The 16,177-nt window shown below is 69.9% G+C and carries 16 protein-coding genes; 10 read left to right on the top strand and 6 right to left on the bottom strand.

Annotation, left to right across the window (positions count from 1 at the left end; genetic code table 11):
• The first annotated feature begins 90 nt into the window (after window positions 1–90).
• Both OU415_RS17765 and OU415_RS17760 read left to right on the top strand, forming a co-directional pair.
• Window positions 91–1,047 carry a pyridoxal-phosphate dependent enzyme gene (locus OU415_RS17765; RefSeq protein ID WP_270949971.1) on the top strand — a complete coding sequence of 319 codons (957 nt, stop codon included), beginning with the start codon at window positions 91–93 and terminating at the stop codon, window positions 1,045–1,047.
• Window positions 1,048–1,124: 77 nt separating this feature from the next.
• Window positions 1,125–2,276, top strand: a complete 1,152-nt coding sequence (locus tag OU415_RS17760; protein WP_270949970.1) for a serine hydrolase domain-containing protein — start codon at window positions 1,125–1,127, stop codon at window positions 2,274–2,276.
• Between the two features lie 2 nt (window positions 2,277–2,278).
• On the opposite strand, the gene OU415_RS17755 is transcribed toward OU415_RS17760, so the two are convergent.
• The gene (locus OU415_RS17755; RefSeq protein WP_270949969.1) at window positions 2,279–2,683 is read right to left on the bottom strand and encodes a DUF5313 family protein; all 405 of its coding nucleotides are present in this window, start codon (window positions 2,681–2,683) and stop codon (window positions 2,279–2,281) included.
• Window positions 2,684–2,782: 99 nt separating this feature from the next.
• Here OU415_RS17755 and OU415_RS17750 point away from each other — a divergent pair, with 99 nt between their 5' ends.
• Complete coding sequence (locus tag OU415_RS17750; RefSeq protein ID WP_270949967.1) at window positions 2,783–3,265, top strand: MarR family winged helix-turn-helix transcriptional regulator; 483 nt, start codon at window positions 2,783–2,785, stop codon at window positions 3,263–3,265.
• Here OU415_RS17750 and OU415_RS17745 read toward each other — a convergent pair.
• Entirely contained in the window at window positions 3,252–3,491 is a 240-nt protein-coding gene (locus tag OU415_RS17745; RefSeq protein WP_270949966.1) for a hypothetical protein, read from the bottom strand. The two genes, OU415_RS17750 and OU415_RS17745, sit on opposite strands and share 14 nt — an antisense overlap.
• A gap of 102 nt (window positions 3,492–3,593) precedes the next feature.
• Between OU415_RS17745 and OU415_RS17740 the strand changes: the two genes are divergently transcribed.
• Complete coding sequence (locus OU415_RS17740) at window positions 3,594–4,796, top strand: dipeptidase (protein ID WP_270949965.1); 1,203 nt, start codon at window positions 3,594–3,596, stop codon at window positions 4,794–4,796.
• 100 nt (window positions 4,797–4,896) lie between these two features.
• Window positions 4,897–5,784 (top strand): oxygenase MpaB family protein, encoded by an 888-nt coding sequence (locus OU415_RS17735; protein ID WP_270949964.1) that lies wholly within the window; start codon window positions 4,897–4,899, stop codon window positions 5,782–5,784.
• A 106-nt stretch (window positions 5,785–5,890) separates the two neighbouring features.
• On the opposite strand, the gene OU415_RS17730 is transcribed toward OU415_RS17735, so the two are convergent.
• The 4 genes from OU415_RS17730 to OU415_RS17715 form a co-directional block, all read right to left on the bottom strand.
• The gene (locus OU415_RS17730; RefSeq protein WP_408641863.1) at window positions 5,891–7,168 is read right to left on the bottom strand and encodes an HNH endonuclease signature motif containing protein; all 1,278 of its coding nucleotides are present in this window, start codon (window positions 7,166–7,168) and stop codon (window positions 5,891–5,893) included.
• Between the two features lie 599 nt (window positions 7,169–7,767).
• Window positions 7,768–9,417, bottom strand: a complete 1,650-nt coding sequence (locus tag OU415_RS17725; RefSeq protein ID WP_270949961.1) for a multicopper oxidase family protein — start codon at window positions 9,415–9,417, stop codon at window positions 7,768–7,770.
• Between the two features lie 188 nt (window positions 9,418–9,605).
• Window positions 9,606–10,166: a GNAT family N-acetyltransferase gene (locus OU415_RS17720; protein WP_270949960.1), complete on the bottom strand. Its 561-nt coding sequence runs from the start codon at window positions 10,164–10,166 to the stop codon at window positions 9,606–9,608.
• Between the two features lie 42 nt (window positions 10,167–10,208).
• The gene (locus tag OU415_RS17715) at window positions 10,209–11,069 is read right to left on the bottom strand and encodes an aminoglycoside phosphotransferase family protein (protein WP_270949959.1); all 861 of its coding nucleotides are present in this window, start codon (window positions 11,067–11,069) and stop codon (window positions 10,209–10,211) included.
• A gap of 146 nt (window positions 11,070–11,215) precedes the next feature.
• Here OU415_RS17715 and OU415_RS17710 point away from each other — a divergent pair, with 146 nt between their 5' ends.
• From OU415_RS17710 to OU415_RS17690, 5 genes are all read left to right on the top strand, one after another.
• The gene (locus OU415_RS17710) at window positions 11,216–12,169 is read left to right on the top strand and encodes a S1C family serine protease (RefSeq protein WP_270949958.1); all 954 of its coding nucleotides are present in this window, start codon (window positions 11,216–11,218) and stop codon (window positions 12,167–12,169) included.
• A 41-nt stretch (window positions 12,170–12,210) separates the two neighbouring features.
• On the top strand, window positions 12,211–12,978 hold the full coding sequence (locus OU415_RS17705) for an ABC transporter permease (protein WP_270949956.1): 768 nt from the start codon (window positions 12,211–12,213) through the stop codon (window positions 12,976–12,978).
• Complete coding sequence (locus OU415_RS17700) at window positions 12,975–14,129, top strand: sensor histidine kinase (protein ID WP_270949954.1); 1,155 nt, start codon at window positions 12,975–12,977, stop codon at window positions 14,127–14,129. The genes OU415_RS17705 and OU415_RS17700 overlap by 4 nt, the downstream gene beginning before the upstream one ends.
• On the top strand, window positions 14,126–14,791 hold the full coding sequence (locus tag OU415_RS17695; RefSeq protein WP_270949953.1) for a response regulator: 666 nt from the start codon (window positions 14,126–14,128) through the stop codon (window positions 14,789–14,791). Before OU415_RS17700 ends, OU415_RS17695 begins: the two co-directional genes overlap by 4 nt.
• Window positions 14,792–14,903: 112 nt before the next feature.
• A complete protein-coding gene (locus OU415_RS17690; RefSeq protein WP_270949951.1) occupies window positions 14,904–16,169 on the top strand; it encodes a cytochrome ubiquinol oxidase subunit I in 1,266 nt (421 codons plus the stop codon).
• Window positions 16,170–16,177 lie beyond the last annotated feature (8 nt).

The following is a 16,177-nucleotide window of genomic DNA, read 5'->3' as shown; positions in this document are numbered from 1 at the left end:
CCGCGGAGGTCGAGCAGGGGCCGGACGGCGGAGCAAGCCTGCGACGGCCGGCAGGACCCATCGGACAGACCACAAGCGGAGGCGAGCGGGTTGATCGGGATCACCGACATCGAGGCGGCGGCGGAGCGCATTTCCGGGCACGTCCTGCGCACACCGACGGTGCCCAGCCCCGGGCTGGGCGACCTCCTGGGCGTCCCGGTCACGGCGAAGCTGGAGCTGCTCCAGCGCACCGGTTCGTTCAAGGTGCGCGGGGCCGCCGCGAAGCTGCTGTCGCTCGGCGAGGCCGAACGCGCGGCAGGGGTGGTCGCGGTCAGCGGCGGCAACCACGGCATCGCGCTGGCAGTCATGGCCGGGGCGCTAGGGGTCGAAGCGACCGTGGTCATGCCGCGTTCGGCACCTGCTCGCGCGGTCTCGGTCGCCAAGTCGGCCGGCGCCGAGGTCCGGCTCACCGACGACATGGCCTCGGCGTTCGAGCTGATGACGGAGCTGCAGGCCAGCGGGCTCACGCTGGTCCACCCGTTCGCGGATCCGACCGTCATCGCCGGGCAGGGCACTGTCGGCCTGGAGTTCGCCGAGGACGCCGGGCACGTCACCGACGTGCTGGTCAGCATCGGCGGTGGTGGTCTGATCTCCGGGATCGCCGCCGCGCTGCGGGCCCGCCGCCCCGACGTGCGGATCTGGGGCGTGGAAACCGCTGGGGCGCACGCCATGTCGGCGGCGCTGGCGGCCGGCGGGCCGACCGAGGTCGAGCTGTCGTCCATCGTGTCCACGCTCAGCGCCCCGACGGTGTCCCCGATCACCTACGAGCACGTGTCGGCGCTGGTCGACGACGTGATCGTGGTCTCAGACGCCGAGGCGGTCCAGGGCGTGCTGGACCTGGCCGAGCACGCGAAGGTCTGGGCCGAGCCCGCCGAGGGATGCCTGCTCCCCGCCGCCCGCCACGTGCTGGAACGGGTCGGTGGGAACGGCGAACTCGGTCTGATGGTCTGCGGCGGCAACGCCACTCCAGCGGACGTGACCGCGTGGGCCCAGCGCTTCGGGTTGTGAACCCGCAGCAGGAATACTCGGGCGGGATCGCCACTTGATCTCGCGTAATACGGCCGAGTGAACACTGAGGAGCGCTGATGTCGACCGAGACCACCCCGCAGGGCACCGTTGCGGAGGGCTTCGAGTCCGTGCGGGAGGAGTTCGCCGCTGTCGCAGCGGCCGAGGGCGCGGACTACGCCGCACAGCTGGTCGCCCACGTCGGCGGTCAGCGCGTGGTGGACCTCTGGGTCGGTCCGGACTTCACCAGCTCCTCGCTGACCGGGGTGTTCTCCTCGACCAAGGGCGCCGCGCACCTGGTGGTGGCGCTGCTGGTGCAGGACGGCGTGCTCGAGCTGGACCAGAAGGTCAGCCACTACTGGCCGGAGTTCGGCGTCGCGGGCAAGCAGGACATCACGCTGCGCGAACTGCTCGCGCACCGTTCCGGTGTGATCGGCGCGGACACCGGGTTCTCGCTGGAGGAGCTGGCCGACGACCGCGTCATCGCCGCGCGGCTCGCCGCCCAGCGCCCGTACTGGCGGCCCGGCACCGCGTTCGGCTACCAGGCGCTCGTCATCGGGGCGCTGACCGGCGAGGTCGTCCGCCGCGCCACCGGCCGAACCTTGCAAGAGATCTTCGAAGCCCGCGTCCGAGCGCCCTACGACCTGGACTTCTACCTCGGTCTGCCCGAGGAGCAGGAGGACCGGTTCCGCACCACGCTGCCGATGCTGCCGACTCCGGAGCAGCAGGCGCAGCTGGAGGCCGGCGCGAGCGGTCCGGACAGCCTGACCGGCGTCGCTTACAACCAGAACCACCCGGAGGCGGTCGAGCTCTGGGAACTGCCCAACAACCGCGTCGTGCGCGCCAAGGGCCCGGCTTCGGTCGGTGGTGTCGCTTCGGCCCGCGGCCTGGCGGGGATGTACGCGGCAGCCATCAGCGAGGTCGACGGCCGCGCCCCGCTGCTCAAGCCCGATACGGCGGCGGAGTTCGCCCAGGTGCACTCGATCGGCTATGACGTCGTTGCCCGTGCGCACAAGGCGTTCGGGCTCGGTTTCGTCGCGCTCGGCGACACCTACCCGGTGCTGGGGCAGGGCGCGTTCGGGCACAGCGGCGCCGCCGGCTCGCAGGCCTTCGCCGACCCGCGCAGCGGTCTCGCCTACGGCTACAACCGCCGCCGCTTCGCGTTCCCGGGTGGTGCTGCTCCGGAGAACGCGCGCCTGATCCGCGCCGTGCACGCGGCAGCGGTTGCCTGAGCTCAGTTCTCGGGTGCGCTGCGGTAGATCTCGTCGTAGCGGGAAGCCTTGGCGGCGCGCTGCTCCGCTTTGGCTTCGTCCCGCGTGGCCTTGCCCGCGCCGAGCGGATATCCGTGCTTGTAGAGCCGGTACTCGGTGGTGTGCTCCATGTAGGACATCGAGTACCAGACGGCGAGGATGACACCGCCGAGCACCGACATCGCGCGGATCCACAGGGGTCCCGGCAGCAGCAGGAACAGCAGGCCGGGGGAGATCTGCACGAGGGTGCGGCTGACGTGCCGCAGGACCCAGGTGCGGCAGGTGATGTCGTGCAGCACCCATTCGCGGTACCGCTCGGGGAGACGACCGCCGTAGGCGTACCAGATCCACTGCAGCGGGTTGGGGCGCGGTGGTTTGGTGCCGGTCACAGCATCCTCACCTTTCTCTCCGGTGCGTGGAACGCCGAGCACATTGCTTAGTACACTAATTATTAGCGCATGACGGATCGTGGCGGAAGGTGGGTGCGGATGAAGCAGATCGACTTGGGGGAGGACCCGCTGGCCCTGGACCGGCAGGTGTGCTTCGCGTTGTCGGTGGCCTCGCGCAACGTCATCGCGCTCTACCGGCAGCTGCTGGCTCCGATGGGTCTGACGCACCCGCAGTACTTGGTGATGCTCGCGTTGTGGGAGCGCTCGCCGCGGTCGGTGAGGGATCTGTGCGAGGCGCTGCACGCCGAGGCGGCGACGCTGTCCCCGCTGCTCAAGCGGCTGGAGGCGATTGGCTACGTGGTGCGCCAGCGCAGTCGCAGCGACGAGCGCCAACTCGCGGTGGGTTTGACCGGGAAGGGGCGGGAGCTGCGCTCGGAGGCGGAGAAGATCCCCTACCGGGTGGTCGAGCTGCTGGGCATGGACCTGGCCGATCTGGAGCGGCTGAACACCGCGCTGGGCCAGGTCATCTCGGCGACGAAGAAGGCCCTGGACGGGCCGATCGGTGGGGCTACGACCAGCTGATGGTGTCGGTCCCGCGGATGTCCGCTTCCGGGGTGCTGGGCGCTTCCTGCGTGCCGTAGAGCCGGGCGATGTGCGCGTCGATCAGCTCGTCGAGTTCGGCCAGGCGCGCGCGCAGCGCCTCGGCGCCCTGGCGGGACGCGCCCGGCAGCTGCGCTGCCAGGTGGCCGTACTCGGCGAGCACGCTGGGCAGGTCGTCGCCGACCTGCTGCCTGGGGATTTCTTCCATTCTCCGATGGTGCGGGCAGCGAGCGGATTAGTCGATTCGATCAGTGACCCGGTGGGGCGGATAGGGTCGATGGGTGCGGATCTCGCGGATTGGGGTGTTCTGATGACTGACGTGGCAGCTGTGGAGCGGGCCAGGGCGCTGCTGGCTGAGAACCCGGTGCTCGACGGGCACAACGACCTGCCTTGGGCGCTGCGCGAGAAGGTCGGCTACGACCTGGAGCGCTGTGACATCGCCTGCGACCAGTCGGGGCAGCTGCACACCGATCTGGCCAGGCTGCGCGCCGGTGGGGTCGGGGGCCAGTTCTGGTCGGTCTACGTCAAGTCGCAGTTCCAGGGGGACATGGCTGTTAGCGCCACCCTCGAGCAGATCGACTGCGTGCACAGCCTGATCGCCCGCTACCCGGACGAGCTGCAGCTGGCCCGCACCGCCGACGAGGCGGAGGCGGCCAGGGCGGCAGGCAAGATCGCCTCGCTGCTGGGTGCCGAGGGCGGCCATTCGATCAACTGCTCGCTGGCGACCCTGCGCGCCCTGTACGAGCTGGGCGTCCGGTACATGACGCTGACCCACAACGACAACATCCCGTGGGCCGACTCGGCGACCGACGAGCCCGCGGCGAACGGCCTGACGGCCTTCGGCGTCGAGGTGGTGCGTGAGATGAACCGGATGGGCATGCTGGTGGACCTCTCGCACGTCGCCCCGAGCACGATGCGCGATGCACTGCGCGCCACCCGAGCCCCGGTGATCTTCTCGCACTCCTCGTCGCGCGCCGTGTGCGACCACCCCCGCAACATCCCGGATGACGTGCTGGCCGCGCTGCCGTCCAACGGTGGGGTGGCGATGGCGACCTTCGTGCCGAAGTTCGTCCTGCCGGAGGCGGTCGAGTGGTCGAAGGCGGCCGAGGCGGCGCTCCGCGAGCGGGGCTTCGACGCCCTGGCCACGTCGCCGGAGGCGAAGGCGGTTCTGGAGGCCTACGAGGAGGCCAACCCGAGGCCGACCGCCACGGTGGCGACGGTGGCGAACCACTTGGACCACATGCGCGAGGTCGCGGGCGTGGACCACATCGGCATCGGCGGTGACTTCGACGGCGTGGCCTTCACCCCGGATGGTCTGGAGGACGTCGCGAGCTACCCGAACTTGATCGCCGAGCTCCTCGACCGAGGCTGGTCGGAGGCGGACTTGGCGAAGCTGACCTGGCGCAACGCGGTCCGGGTGCTGCGGGACGCGGAGTCGGTGGCGGCGAACTTGCAGCGCACCGAAACCCCGTCGATCGCCACTATCGAACAGCTGGACGCCCCTGCCAGGTGATGGCCTGGTCGATCGGTGGGACATGTGTTGACCACGTGTCCCACCGGTCGATACGTTCGACGAGTCGGAAATGTCCATCCGAGACCGAGGTGTGCCGGTGATGAGGCGTTTCGACCGCCTGGAGCGGATCCTCGCGCTCGACGCGGACCGCGATTGCGAGGAGATCTACCGGCTGCTGGCGGAGTACGAGTTCCCCTGGGACATCACCAAGGCCCTGGAGTTCGCGCTGTTCCGAACTTATGCGGTCCCGAGCATCGGCCGGCTGCTGGACAGGACCGGCGAGTTCACCAGGTGCCCGCAGAAGCGCTACGACGACACCTTGATGGTCCTCTACGAGATCTTCCACTGGGGCACCGGGAGTGAGCGGGGCCGGGAGTCGCTGACCCAGCTCAACGCCATCCACGGCCGGTACCGGATCAGCAACGAGGACTACCTCTACACGTTGTCGACGTTCGTGGTGACCCCGGTCCGCTGGATCGAGCGCTTCGGCTGGCGACGCCTCCACCCGCACGAGGTGAAGGCCCTGACCAACACCATGCGCCGCATGGGCGAGGGGATGGAGATCGCCGAAATCCCGGAGACCTACGAGGAGTTCGAGCGCCTCTTCGACGACTACGAGCGCGACAACTTCGGTTTCGACGAGGGCGGCCGCCGGGTGGCGGATGCCACGCTGAACCTGTTCGGCAGCTGGTACCCGTCGATGCTGTCCCCGGCGGTGGCCCGCGCGGCCCGGTTCCTGATGGATCCGCACCTGCTGACGGCTTTCGGATACCCGCAGGTCTCCCACGCGGGCCGCAGGGCCGCAGAACTCGGCCTCAAGCTGCGCGCTCAACTGATCAGGGTGGGTCCCGCGCGGCCGGATTCCAGGCCGGTCAAGCCTGATCCGCTGACGTATCCGAACGGCTACCAGATCTCCGAGCTCGGGCCGGATTCCTTCCACCGGTCGCAGACCCGACGCCAGGTGGGGAGTTGCCCCGTCGCCACTTGAGCGCTGGGAGCTTCTGCTTCCACTGTTGAGTTTTCAAGGTGCTCGAGGTTCTTGGCTCACGGCTGGGTGCGGGTACGGCGGAGCGCCCCACCGTTGCGGATGGGTGTCAATGGGTGTCCTCCATCGGTCTCCGTGGCTCGGGGATGAGGCGTTGGAGGGCGTGTTGGTGTGCGGCGGGTTGTGCTTTCCCGCCGGACCGGTGTGTTCGCGCGGGGTCGATGTTTCGAGGTGGCGCGAACACCGGTCGTCCGTGGCGGATTGCGATGTGCCAGTCCTGGCGGTGGACGGTCCGGTGGTGATGCGCGCAGAGCATCACCATGTTGTCGACGCGGGTGGGCCCGCCGTCGATCCAGTGGGTGATGTGGTGCGCTTGCGGTGTCCCTGGCGGGTGGTCGCAGCCGGGGAACGCGCACGCGCCGTCGCGCGCGAGCAACGCGGCACGAATGTGAGCAGGAGCGGTGCGCTGGGAGGCACCGACGTCCAGCGGGAGGCTGTCGCCGCCTAGGACGAGCGGGAGGACTTCGCTGTCGCAGGCGATGCGGCGAATGCTCTGCGGACTCAGGTACTGACCGGTGCCGTCCAGCATCCCCGCTGCACCAGCGGGTGCGGAACCGTTGTTCGTGCTGGCCTGGAGGTCCTGCTTGAGGGCCTGGTAGTCGATGGTGACCGTCAGGTGCGGGCGCTGCCCACCGGCGCGAGGCATGCCGTCGCACTCCAGGACGAGATCGAGCAGGGCGGCCAGACCATCGGCGTTGCGCTGCCCGACGGTGCGCGGATCCTTCACCCCGTCCACGGTCTCGGGACGAGGCCCGGAGAGGGGCTGGATGGCGGCGACGAACTTCGCGCCGGTCTCCCGGTCCAGGAGGGCCTTGATCGCCAGCATCCCATCCCGCGTGGTCGTGTAGTGCAACTCCCGAGCCGCGCGCTGCTCTTCTTCGTCGCGCCCGGCCCCGTCGCGGTCGAGGGAGTAGCGGATGCGGTCGGCGAGTTTGGCCAATTCACGCGGGCATTCACGGAATGCGTGCTCGACCAGCAGCTCTTCGACGTCACCAGCACGGTGACGCGCGTGGTCGGGGAGCTTGTTCAGGCACCGCGAGACGACCTTGGCATGCTCCACCCCGATGGCTCCATCGGCCAACGCCCCAGCGGTGACCGGCAGTTCCACCGCAGCGTCGACGCTGTCGGCGGTGGAGGAGTCGGAGCGAGCCGTGGTAGCGGCGGCAAGACGAACTCGTGCTGTGGCGTCATGGCCATCGATGTTGAGCAAATCCTTCAACCACGCCTGCGCAGAGCGCGCCCCATGAGCGACGTGCAAACGACGACGGTCGGCTTCAGCGATCAACCGCAACTGCTCCATCCACCCCCGCCGAATCTCCTGCTCCACCTCACTGATCCGTGAGGCCAGCTCAGCATCGGAATAGGACGCAGCTGGACGCACCCACGCCCGAGCACCACCAGAAGCGGAACCAACCCGCGCAGGCGAAGCCGAGGACGCAACCCCACTTGCAACGGAGGGAGCCACGTCCACAGTGGATGCAACCATCGGTCTCATGCCTCAAGTATCCCAACAATCAAACAAGTTTTCGAGCAAATAACGGTCACCCAATCCAGTGATCATCAGCGAAACGAGTTCACAAAATCCCGACACCACAACCACTTTCACATCCTCCAGCCAAAACCCCACCCACAACACGCCGCCAGGCGACGCCCACCAACACCCAACCCCCGACGCCACCTCCCCACAGAACGTTCAGCCGCCCCGGAGGTCCATCCCACACCAGGTCATCCCCGTGACATAAAGCCAAAACGGGGCTGTGACCCGGATGTCAAGCCTGAAACCCCGAAGGGGCGGCCGAAGGCCGGGCTTGACATCCGGGTCACAGCCCCCAAAATCCACAAAACACGGGGATGACCCCACCAACAACGGAACGGCTAAAGGTCCCAGCCACCCCCTCAACGCAAGCAGACCACCAGACCAGCCACTCAAGGCTCCCGAACCAACCGGTCCACCCCCGACAGGTCCCGAACCACCGGAAGCTGGGTCTGAGGTGCATCCCCAACGGCCAAAGGCCGCATCATCTCCCCGTCCTCGTGCGAAAGAATGTGGCAGTGCCACACCGAGGTCCCGGGAATGGTGAACCGCCCAACCCAAGCGGTGATGTACCCGGGCGGAGAAACGAAGGTCTCCTTAGGCCCGGATTCGTAAGCCCGAGCCGGCTCAAACGCCCCGATCGTCCCCGGCACAGGCAGACCATCCGAGTCCCACTGCCCAACCCGCCACCGCCCGATCAACCGGAACGCGGCCTCGTGCACATGGATCGGATGCGCATCAGGCGACCGGTTCCGCATAGCCCAAACCTCCGCCGACCCGAGCTGAGGAGTCTCGGTAACCGGATCAAGGTACTTGTACAACCGATCCCGATCCCCGAGTTGAGGATGACCGTCCACGACCTCCGCCGCCTGCACGGTCCGAAGCCGAGCCCCGTCCACCAGCGCCGACACTGGAGCAGCATCCTCGACGAGCACAGCTGGAACAGACGACCGATCCGGCGAACTCACCCCGGCCCCGACGTCGAACCGCATCAGCTGCGAGATCCCACCTCCGCTGGGGTCAACGTCGTTCATCGCGCCGAGCACCGCGGTCGCGTTGTTCGCCAGCACCCAGTTCTGCCCTTCGTGCCCGGTGAAGTCGACGACCACGACGTACCGCTCGGCCGGCGCGATGAGCAGCTCGTCGACCGGCGCCGAGCGCCAGAGGTAGCCGGAGTCGTTGCCCACCACCGTCATCGCGGGCCGGTCCGCCGAGCGGCCGTCGGTCTGCCGGAGGCTGAGCCGGTAGGAACGCGTGTCGGATGCGTTGAGCAGGGTGAAGGCGTAGCGCCGGGGTTCGACGGTCTGCTTCGGCGCCACGGTGCCGTTGACGACGGGGAGGTCGCCGAGGAACTCCGGGTCGGCGTGGCTGTAGCACAGCGAGCCGTCGGCGTTGAACTTCTTGTCCTGGATGGCGTACTGCTTGGCGAAGTCGCCCTTGGGCAGCGGGAGCGCGGCTTCGGTCTCGTCGGTGTTGGGGATGAAGCCCGCCAGGCCTTCGTAGACGTGGTACGAGGTGTTGTGGTGGTCGTGGTCGTGGTACCAGAGGGGCGCCGCGGCCTGGGCGTTCGGGTAGTGGTTGGTCTTCGAACCGCCCGGCGGGATCACCGGTTGGATCGGGTCGGGCACGCCGTCGCTGGCGGGCAGTTGCAGTCCGCCGTGCCGGTGCGCGGTGATGTTGTTGTCGTTGTCCGGCTGGTCGAACGGGAAGATCGGGGTACCGGCCGGCGGGAGTCCATTGACCACCGTCACGTCGATCGGCTTGCCCCGCTCGGTGGCGATGGTCGGCCCGAGGTACTGCACCGGCGCACCGGGAGCGTGGTAGCCCAGCGTCGGCACTGCGGGCCATTCGCTGTGGAACGAGTGGCGTCCCAGGCGTGCGGTGAGGGTGTAGTGGCCCGGGGCGTCGGGCTCGGCGACCGGAAGCTGGCGTGCCTCGTCGGTGAAGAACGCGGGCACCGGGGAAGGGCCGCACTCGAGTGATTCCTCGGCGTGCCCGGTCGGTGCCAGCAATCCGGCAGCGATCGCGAGCGCGCCGGTCAAGCTGAGCAATCTGGTGGGCGTCGGGGTTCTCCCGTGCCGCCGGTGGTCCGCACTCCTGCCGCGCATAGTTGAATCCCCGGGTAGGCGTGTCCGTCGCCGGGAGCTTCGGCAGGTTCACTGCTCGGGTTGACGCGTGCCAATCCCCGGAGTGACGGGAATCCACCGGTGCGGGCGAGCCGTGTGCCTGGTCAGCTGTTCGCGCGCCACTCGCGCTGGAGCATCGCGTAGACGAGTTCCTCGCGCCAGGTGCCCCTGATGATCATGCTGTCGACGAAGTGCGCTTCGCGGCGCATCCCCAGGCGCTCCATCAGCTTGGCCGAGGCGAGGTTGTGCGCCGAGCAGCGCCCGATGATGCGGTGCAGGTCGAGCTCGTCGAACCCGAGGCACAGCACGGCCCGCGCGGCCTCGGTGGCCAGGCCCTTGCCCTGGAAGTCGGGGTTGAAGATGTAGCCCACTTCGCCCTGCCGGTTCGCCCGGCTGAGCAGGACGAGCTCGACCTGGCCGATGACCTGCCCGGTCTCCGGCAGGACCGCCGCCAGGCTCAGGCAGTCGCCGTCCTCGCTCAGCGTGTTCTCGCGGGTCATCCGCTCGACCGCGGCTCCGGTCTGCTCGCGGTCGCGGGCCTCCCACAGCAGGTGCTGGGCGACGTCCGGCTTGCGCTGGTAGGCCCAGACGTCGTCGGTGTCGTCGAGGATGAAAGGCCGCAGCAGCAGGCGATCGGTGGCGATTGGGGCAGCAACCGTGAACACGATCCGACCTTATCCGCTGGAACGGTCTTCCCCGGTGGCCTTTCACGCGCGGTCGCCCGGAACCGGTTCCCAGGCGCGGCGGAGTTGGGCGCGCAGCAGCCGTTCCGGGCTGTCGTCGGCGCCGTGGAGCCGGTCGTCCAGCCGGATCAGGGTGTCGCAGCGGGCGAAGACGAGCCCGCGGGCGTTCGTGTCGGCGGAATAGCCTGCGCGCTCGGCGATGCGCACGGCCGCGGCGGACCCGACGGAGATCGCCAGGCCAGCGATGTCGGTCGCCGGATCGCCGAACTCGGCATCGGTCCAGTCAAGCACCCCGGAGACCGAGCCGTGCTCGTCGACCAGCAGGTGCTCGCCCTTCAGGTCGGCGTGCAGCAGGGCCACCTCGGGGGCAGGGCCGACCGCCGCTGCATCCGGCGTGAACCTGCCCTGGACCTGCCCGTTCGCGGCGAGGCGATCGGCGGCGGCCTGCGCGGTGCGCACCAGTTCTGGGACATCGCGCCTAGGTGAGGTCGGCAGGCCGAGCTCGGCCGGTACCTCGGTCGAGCGCAGCGCGGCCAACATCGCGGCGAGCTCCCGCTCACCGGAGGCGCCCACCGGCCGGACCTCGGCGGACGCACCGGGCAAGCGCTCGTCGACGGTGAAGGCCAGCCCCGGTGCCCACTCCCCGCTGGCTGCCGAGCGGGGCAGGGGGATGCCGAGCCGGCCGCGGAGCAGGTCGCGCAGCGCCAGTTCGCGCCGCTGCCGTTCGCCGGCTTCGGGATCCGGGGCCATGCGCACCACGTGGTGCTCGCCGAAGAGCCACGAGAGGTGCTCGCCGCCTTCGTCGACCGGGCTGAGCGGGCCGGACAGCGCCAGCGCGTCCGACACCAGCGCCGCCACGTGTTCCGCGGTCGGGGTGCTCGTCATGCCCTGATCATCTCCGCGCGCGTTCTGGGCGGTCCACTCAATAATCCGCGGCGCGGATGCGCGCCGGGTAAGCCGACGGCGAACGGCGGGAATCCGGGGGTGTCCCGCGGCGTTGCGCTGGCACACAACTCCGGTTGGAGGTCGTGATGGCCGGGAATCCGCAAGATCCGTTCGACGCCCTGGACGGCTACTCGCGCACCGTGGCCGAGGTGGCCCGCACGATCATGCCGAGCGTGGCGAGCCTGCACCTGGCCGGGGAACGCGGGGAGGGGACCGGGTCGGCCGTGGTGTTCACCGAGGACGGCTTCCTGCTCACCAACGCGCACGTCGTCGGGGCGGCCGATGGCGGGACCGCGCGCTTCGCCGACGGATCCGATGCGCCGTTCTCCGTGGTCGGCGCCGATCCGCTGTCGGACCTGGCGGTGGTGCGGGCGGTGGGGGAGACGCCGCCGCCGGTGCAGCTGGGCGACAGCGACCGCTTGGTGGTCGGGCAGCTCGTGGTCGCGGTCGGCAACCCGCTCGGGCTGGCCGGTTCGGTCACCGCGGGCGTGATCAGCGGGCTCGGGCGGTCGCTGCCCGCACGCAGCGGACAGGCGGCCCGCATCATCGAGGACGTCATCCAGACCGACGCGGCGCTCAACCCCGGCAACTCCGGCGGGGCGCTGGCCGATTCGCGGGGAGTCGTGGTGGGGATCAACACTGCGGTCGCCGGGGTGGGGCTCGGCCTGGCGATCCCGATCAACGCCACCACCCGGCGCATCATCGATTCGCTGGTCCGCCACGGTCGGGTCCGGCGCGCCTACCTGGGGCTGGTGACCACACCCGCGCCGCTGCCCGACGAGCTGGTCGAACGCACCGGCCAGCAGACCGGCTTGCGCGTGGTGGACGTGGTCCGGCGCAGCCCGGCCGAGCGAGCCGGACTCCACCGCGGCGACCTCGTGCTCACAGCGGGCGGCAACCCGGTCCGCGACGCCCAGGGGCTGCAGCGGCTGATGTTCGCCGAGGCCATCGGCCGCCCGCTGCAGATCACCGTGACCCGCAACGGAGCGCTCGTCGACGTGATCACCGAGCCGGTGGAGCTGCTCGACAGCCCGCGCTGACCGCCGGGCGTGGTGGGCGCGGAGCGGCCTAGAGTCAGGCGGTGTCATCAGGATCCATCCCGGTCACACCGGCACTCGGTGTGGCCATCGCTCTGCTGCTGATCGCCGCCGCAGCGGTTTCCGGGCTCGGTCGGCTGGCCCGCTTCCGCCACGTCCTGTTCGCCGGGGTGCGCGGTGCGGTGCAGCTGGCCGTGGTGTCGTTGCTGATCGCCTACCTGGTCGAGTCGACCGCGCTGGCGGCGTTGTTCATCGTGCTGATGTTCGTGGTGGCCGCGCACACCGCGGGTCGGCGGATCACCGATGACCGGAGCTGGCTGTGGGCCGGGCTGCCGATCGCAGCCGGTGTCGCGCCCGCGGTGGGTCTGCTGGTCGTCACCGGCGCGGTGCCGCTGACCGGTTTGGTGCTGATCCCGCTGGTGGGGCAGCTGATCGGTGGCGCGATGGTCGCCACCGCGCTGGCCGGGAAGCGGTTGTTGGACGAGCTGCACCAGCGGCGGGGCGAGGTGGAGGCCGCGCTGTCGCTGGGCATGACCGACCGGCTCGCCCGGCTGGAGATCGCCCGGCCGTCGGCGGGTGGTGCCCTGGTCCCGGCGCTCGACCAGACCCGAACCGTGGGCACGGTGACGTTGCCCGGTGCGTTCGTCGGGATGCTGCTCGGCGGTGCGACGCCGGTGCAGGCCGGGGTGGTGCAGCTGTACGTGCTGGTGGCACTGCTGGCGGTGGAGTCGGTGGCGATCCTGGTCGCGCTGGAGATCGTCGCGCGCGGTCTGCTGACGAGGTCCGGAAAACCCCTATTCTTCCGGGCATGACGGTTTCCCGGCGGGTGCCCATCGTCGTGGTCGACGTGGCGGTGGCGGCGCTGATCGCCGTGGCGGTGCTGCTGGCCGGACTGCTGAGGTTCCCGTTCGAGCAGGGTGTTGTCCGGCTGCTCGATGTGGTGCTGGTACTCGGCACCTGCGCGGCGTTGGCGTTCCGCCGGCGGTTCCCCGTTCCGGTCGCGCTGGTGACGCTGGTGGGATGCGCGGTCTACTACCCGCTCAGCTCGCTGGACGGTCCGCTGATGCTGGCGTTCGCGGTCGCCTTGTGCACGGTAGCCGCTGAGGGGCGCACGGCGGTCGCGGTTCTGCTCGCGGTGGTGGCGATGCTGCTCGTCGGCTACGGCGAGGTGGCCAGCGGAGTCCGGCACCTGGACGACACCTCGCTGTACCTGTTCGCGGGCTGGCTGGTCGCGGCGGTCGCGATCGGCGGTCTGGTCCACAACCGGCGGGCCTACCTGCGCGAAGCGGACGAGCGGATGCGGGCTGTGGAGCGGGAGAAAGAAGAGGAAGCGCGCTCGCGGGCCAGCGAGGAGCGGCTGCGCATCGCGCGGGAGCTGCACGACGTGCTCGGCCACCACATCTCGCTGATCAACGTGCAGGCCGGCGCCGCGCTGCACCGGTTGGACGCCGATCCTGAGCAGGCCGGACCGGCGCTGACCTCGATCAAGCAGGCCAGCAAGGACGCGCTGCGCGACCTGCGCGCCACGCTCGGCGTGCTGCGGCAGGTCGACGAGGCCGCACCGACCGCGCCCGCACCGGAGCTGGACCGGCTGGACGACCTGGTCGCGCAGGCCCGCACCGCCGGGCTGGCGGTGCACGTCGAGGTCGACGGCGAGGTCCGGCCGCTCCCGCCGGAAGTCGGCCTCGCCGGGTACCGGATCGTGCAGGAGGCGCTGACCAACGTGACCCGGCACGCGGACGCGCGCACGGCCTGCGTGCGCATAAGCTACTCCGACCGGGATGTCCGGGTGCGGATCGACGACGACGGGACGGCAGTGCCGGAGCAGGACTACGAGCGGGGCAACGGGATTCGCGGGATGGACGAGCGCGCGCGGGCGCTGGGCGGGGAGTTCGCCGCTGATGCCCTTCCGGCCGGAGGTTTCCAGGTGCGGGCTCGATTGCCGTGGCGGGTTGCCCGGTGATCCGCGCGGTGCTGGCCGACGACCAGACGCTGGTGCGCGCCGGGTTCCGGTCCATTCTGGACGGTGAGGACGACATTGAGGTCGTCGGCGAGGCCGCTGATGGTGCCGAGGCGGTGTTCCGCGCCGGCGAGCTGCGCCCCGACGTCGTGCTGATGGACATCCGGATGCCCGGCCTGGACGGGTTGGAGGCGACGCGGCGGATCTGCACCGACCCGCGGCTGCCCGCGGTGAAGGTGATCATCCTGACCACCTTCGACGTGGACGACCACGTCTACGCGGCGTTGCGCGCCGGGGCGAGCGGATTCCTGGTCAAGGACACCGAACCGACCGAGCTGATCCACGCGGTGCGGGTGGTGGCGCGCGGCGATGCGCTGCTGGCGCCGGCGATCACCCGGCGGCTGATCGCCGAGTTCGCCGCGCGCAGCGAACGGCCCGCGCCCAGCCCCGGGCTGGAGGCGCTGACCGACCGCGAACGGCAGGTGCTGGTGCAGGTGGCGCGCGGGTTGTCCAACGACGAGATCGCCGAGCGCCTGGTGCTCAGCCCGGCGACGGCGAAGACCCACGTCAGCCGGATCATGAGCAAGCTCGGCGCGCGCGACCGGGCGCAACTGGTGGTGCTGGCCTACGAGTCGGCCCTGATCGCCCCTGGTTGGCTGACCTGAGCGGCGCAACTCCGGGTGTAGGGGAGCGCCCCTAGGGGACGACCGGCGCGGTATCCGAAGTGCCCTCCGCAGCCGGACGTCCGATCGGGGCCTGCGCGGCCAGCCTGGTGGCATGGATCCCGAAACCCTCGATCTGGCGCGCCTGCAGTTCGCCCTGACCGCCGGTAGCCACTTCCTGTTCGTCGCCCTGACCATCGGGCTGGCGACGCTGGTCGCGTGTGTGCAGACCGCGGCGACGCTGTCCGGGAATCCGGTGCACGAGCGGATGACCCGGTTCTGGGGCCAGCTCTACGTGATCAACTACGCGGTGGGCATCGTCACCGGGCTGGTGATGGAGTTCCAGTTCGGGCTCGCCTGGAGCGGGCTGATGCACGCGGCTGGCAACGTCATCGGGTCCTCGCTGGCGATGGAGGCGCTGGTCGCGTTCTTCCTCGAGTCGACGTTCCTCGGGCTGTGGATCTTCGGCTGGGGCAGGTTGAACCGGTGGGTGCACCTCGGGCTGATCTGGGTCGTCGCGCTCACCGCCTACGCCTCGGCGTACTGGATCCTGGTGACCAACGGCTTCCTGCAGAACCCCGTCGGCTACGAGCGCGCGGGTGACCAACTGCGGCTCACCGATGCCTGGGCGGTGCTGACCAACCCGTCCGCGACGACGGCGTTCTGGCACATCCTGAGCGGATCCCTCTTGACCGCAGGGGTTTTCCTGGCGGGCATCAGCGCGCTGCACCTGTTCCGCCGGACCGCCGAGGTGGAGCTGTTCACCAAGTCGCTGCGGATCGGTCTGTTCACCGCGCTGCCCGCGCTGTTCGTGGCGGCGACGTTCGGCGGGGTGCAGTTCCAGCAGATCGCTGCGGTCCAGCCGATGAAGTCCGCGGTCTTCGAGCGGGACGGCGCGCAGATCGCTGCGCTGCAAGCCGAGCAGGCCGCCCGTTTCGGCGCCGGCGACTACGTACCTCCGGAGGCCTGGGTCAGGACGGGCGGTGTCCTGATGTTGCTGGCCTTCGCACTGCTGCTGTACCTGGTCGTGCCCAGCGCGTTGATCGCGTTCTTCAAACCGGTGGTGCGGCGGTTCCGGTTGTGGCACTTGGCGCTGGTGGCCGCGATCCCGCTGCCCTTCATCGCGATGATCTCGGGCTGGGTGTTCCGCGAAACGGGCCGCCAACCGTGGGTGATCAACGGTGTTCTGCGCGTCGAGGACGCGGTCTCCGACGTGTCCCCGGCGGCGATGCGGACGTCCCTGCTGGTGTTCACCGTCCTCTTCGGACTGCTGCTGGTGGTCAACTGGTGGCTGCTGCTGCGCCAGGCCGTCCGCGGACCCGATGCGGTCGCTCTGGGCCGGGCGCCCGAAGAACCCCGTCCGATGACCGCGGCGCTGTGAGGAGCGAG

Source organism: Saccharopolyspora oryzae (assembly GCF_027853915.1).
GTDB lineage: Bacteria > Actinomycetota > Actinomycetes > Mycobacteriales > Pseudonocardiaceae > Saccharopolyspora > Saccharopolyspora oryzae.
The sequence above is the reverse complement of the archived record's forward strand: the minus strand, read 5'-3'. Positions and strand labels throughout refer to the sequence as shown.